The organism is Okeania sp. SIO2F4 (assembly GCF_010672385.1).
Classification (GTDB): Bacteria; Cyanobacteriota; Cyanobacteriia; order Cyanobacteriales; family Microcoleaceae; genus Trichodesmium.
Window position 1 is genome coordinate 1 of the sequence record NZ_JAAHGT010000976.1, and the last position, 3,552, is coordinate 3,552.

At 32.8% G+C, this 3,552-nt stretch carries 6 protein-coding genes; 4 read left to right on the plus strand and 2 right to left on the minus strand.

All coding sequences use genetic code 11. From position 1 onward, the window contains the following. Window positions 1-189 precede the first annotated feature (189 nt). The 4 genes from F6K22_RS35840 to F6K22_RS35855 all read left to right on the plus strand — a co-directional run bounded on the left by F6K22_RS35840 (window position 190) and on the right by F6K22_RS35855 (window position 2,157). Entirely contained in the window at window positions 190-321 is a 132-nt protein-coding gene (locus F6K22_RS35840; RefSeq protein ID WP_293109363.1) for a hypothetical protein, read from the plus strand. A gap of 6 nt (window positions 322-327) precedes the next feature. Beyond that, window positions 328-756: a fascin domain-containing protein gene (locus F6K22_RS35845; protein WP_293109364.1), complete on the plus strand. Its 429-nt coding sequence runs from the start codon at window positions 328-330 to the stop codon at window positions 754-756. Beyond that, complete coding sequence (locus tag F6K22_RS35850) at window positions 732-926, plus strand: hypothetical protein (RefSeq protein WP_293109366.1); 195 nt, start codon at window positions 732-734, stop codon at window positions 924-926. The genes F6K22_RS35845 and F6K22_RS35850 overlap by 25 nt, the downstream gene beginning before the upstream one ends. Window positions 927-1,131: 205 nt before the next feature. Continuing rightward, window positions 1,132-2,157, plus strand: a complete 1,026-nt coding sequence (locus F6K22_RS35855) for an endonuclease/exonuclease/phosphatase family protein (protein WP_293109368.1) — start codon at window positions 1,132-1,134, stop codon at window positions 2,155-2,157. A gap of 207 nt (window positions 2,158-2,364) precedes the next feature. Here F6K22_RS35855 and F6K22_RS35860 read toward each other — a convergent pair whose 3' ends face one another. Both F6K22_RS35860 and F6K22_RS35865 read right to left on the minus strand, forming a co-directional pair. Then, window positions 2,365-2,745: a hypothetical protein gene (locus tag F6K22_RS35860; RefSeq protein WP_293109369.1), complete on the minus strand. Its 381-nt coding sequence runs from the start codon at window positions 2,743-2,745 to the stop codon at window positions 2,365-2,367. Between the two features lie 525 nt (window positions 2,746-3,270). Further along, window positions 3,271-3,552: glycosyltransferase (locus tag F6K22_RS35865; RefSeq protein ID WP_293109371.1), on the minus strand; the 282-nt coding region annotated here is incomplete at its 5' end.

Genomic DNA, 3,552 nt, shown 5'->3' on the forward strand with positions numbered 1-3,552 from the left:
TCCCCACACTTCCCCACCCAATCATGTATAGATTGTTTCATTTCTGAAAGCTCCAAATAAAAAAAATTCAAGCAAAATAGAAATTTAGGATAAAGTCAAAAATTATGATAAGGTAAAAGTAATAGTGGTCACTTGAATTTTAAGTTGATTTTTTTTTCAATACATTAAAGCTAAGGACGTAAACATAAAATGAAAAAGTGGTTTACTTTAATGTTAACTCTCGCAGCTATTGGACCTTTAACCGTAGCTGCTCCATTAGCACACAGCCAGGACAGCATATTTCCAAAAGGGAAAGTAGCTTTGCAAGTTGCTGAGACATGAACAGATATGGCTCGTTGTAGAGACTGTCAGGAAACTGTGGGTAATATTCCTGATACTGTGACACTTAGAAATGGATATAACGTTGGCCATGCTCAGTTCAAAGTTGCTCCCGTCGGTAGTGGGAAAATTGCTCTTATGGCAGACACTGGAAAATATGTAGCTCGGTGTAATGGTTGTATTGTAGACGGTGCAACTCGTGACTTTCTAGTTATTTTTCACGACGTTCCAAACAACCCCTACGTTCAATTCACTCCGAAGTTGTTGCCTAACGGTTATTATGCTCTCCTGTCTAACTCAGGTAAATATGTAGCTCGGTGTAATGGTTGTTCTCCAACTGCTGCTGCTAAGGGTGTCACCCAGGACACCGTGACAGTTCATATTGATAATCCAACAAGTAAACTTCATGCACAATGGAAAGTCATACCTATCCGATAGAGTGTGGTGAGGGAAAATATCCTTTGATTGATATGCAGCAGAGGTCATTGGTTATCGAAAGAGAGAGAATTTATCGAGAATATTCCGTTGCTTCCCCTAGTCCTGTTATGGAAACAGCTATTCCATATAATATTCTTAAAGTCATAGCAACTGCTATATTTCATTTTTGAAAGCTCAAAAAAAAAATTAAAGTCAATGTGAGGTTGTAAATATTTAAAAATCGTGATATGGTTAGTTTAATGGGTGTAGCTTGTATAAAATTATGATTTTTTATTCAACAAAAATAGTAATCATCAAACAGTCACTGTAGTAAGTGGCGATCGCCTAAAACCATAATTTTTTATTCACCTAGAGTAGTATTTTATAGAGTCCATAATGCAAATATCCTGCTTTGATCAACTAAAAATAATCTTCAGTTACTTATTCACAACAGGAATCATTATTACTACTTTATTTTGTTTAGGAGGTTATTGGCAAAAAGGTATTATTTTTGAGCTAATCTCTCATTTTAAAGTTCAATATTTTGTAATCAGTCTAATTTTATTGTGTTGCTTAAGCATCACAGGCAAAAAAAGATTATTTTTAGTAGGTATATTCTGCACAATTATTAACCTTAGCCCAATTTTACCTTGGTACATTCATCAAAATGGTATTAGTCAAGAAACCCCTAACTTAAGAATTTTAGTTTACAACCTTTACGGAGGCAGAAACTCTCAATATTCACAAGTTACCAGAATGATAAGACAAGAAAATCCACATATAGCAATTTTTTTAGAACCTACTAATACATGGATTCAAAATCTACAAACATTATCTGATATTTTACCCAACTCAATTAATTCTGTTTCTCAGTCTACCTATGGAATTGTTGCCATTTACAGTAAATTTCCTCTCAATAATTACTCAATAAAATTTTTTGCTCCCAACAGACCTACTATTATTACTGAATTCAACATTAATCAAAAAGTCATTAATTTAATAGCAACCCATCCCACTATTCCTATCAAGAGAAGCACTTTCAAAAAACGCAATCAAATTTTAGAGGAACTTGCTAAATACATTCAACAATTAAATGATCCAATTATTATTGCGGGAGATTTGAATACAACTATGTGGTCTCCTTACTATCAAAAATTAGAACAGGAAACTGGATTAAGAAATAGTCGTTTAGGGTTTGGTATTCTTCCTACTTGGCCTGCAAAAAAAATTAATAACTCTAAAATTTTACATCGTATTTTATCTAGTTTTTTTCCAATTCCCATAGATCACTGTTTAATCAGTTCAGAAATTAAAGTTATAAATGTTGAGACAAAAGCTAATCTAAGTTTAGAATTAGGTTCAGATCATCTACCCTTGATTACAGACTTATTTATTAGAGAAAACACTAAATCCAATTTATAAAGTATTTTTAGATTTTTCATACATAATCATATTAGCAAATTTGATTTTTTTACTTTCACTTTTTCCTAAACAAGTACACAAAATTAATTACATATTTTGCCAGACTTAACTACTAATATTGTAGACATAACACAAAATCCGAGTAGGTAAAAAATTTTATCTAGGTGTCGAGCAAACTAATATGAATATATTTCATTTTTCAGACCTTTAATCTTCAATTTGCCGTGCATTAACCTCCACCGCAGAAACATCAATAGTACCAGGAGGAGTTAACCTACTAAAATGACCAGCTTCAACCTTAAGTGGTTCTCCACAACTAGGACATTGACATTGAGTCTGATTTAAAGCAGTAAATTCATAACTACAAACAGGACATTTATCCATAATTAAATTGCGATTTAACCACCAACGTAAACCAATAAATGCAATTATAGGTGCAATTAAAATAAAACCAAATAATATTAAAATCGAATTAACTAACCATCCTAACCCTATAGAACCCAGTAACCAAACAACAGCTAAAATAATTAGCCAATTACCAATACTAGACATAGTTAATTGAAATATTTTTGAGTTCCCTTGATTCACTTAATTATCTCCTTTAATAAACTTTATTAAATATTTAGCGATTGCTTTGGGTATAGAATAAAAGCTTTATTTAAACCTTTTGCTTAAGGGATATTATTAAGCCAGAATTTAATCCTACTACCAAAGTTAAGAGTTGGCTTTATATTCATTAAGGATGAAATATTATTGCTGAGAGCTAACAGCTAATAGCTGAATGCTTACCAGCTATGAATTATTAAATAATTATCAGTCCAACGGAAGAATTAGTCTCCAAGAAGAATTAAAACTTATTAATAAAAAGGTGATTAGCTAATTAAGATTAGCTATTGCTTTCAAAAGCTAAATGAATAGTATGACCCAGGAAAAGCTGAATACTTACCAATAGATAATTGATAATTAATCCCTAGAGGTTTAGAGCATTTTCTTGGCAGAAGAAAAGTGCTAGGAGACTTCCGCACTTGCCTCAATTATCTCAGTTTTAACCAGAGATAATTATTCATTATTCATTATTCATTATTCATTAATAAACTATCCTAATCACAAATTTTAAAGTTGTCTTACTCTTTCGGTAAAAGCTCTCCTACCAAAAACCTTTAAACTTTCCTCTCGTAACCACTGACCATCACACCTTTGATCCTCTCCCTTCAGTATTTCTATACAAGCATTAGCTACTGCTTCTGGGTCTCGGTGAGGCACCCGCCATCCTAACCTTCCATCTTGTAAAGGTTCCGCTGAACCATCCGCATCTCCCGACAAAACTGGCACTCCACAAGCCATTGCTTCTAAATAAACAATACCAAACCCTTCCTGAGAAGGCATCACATAAGA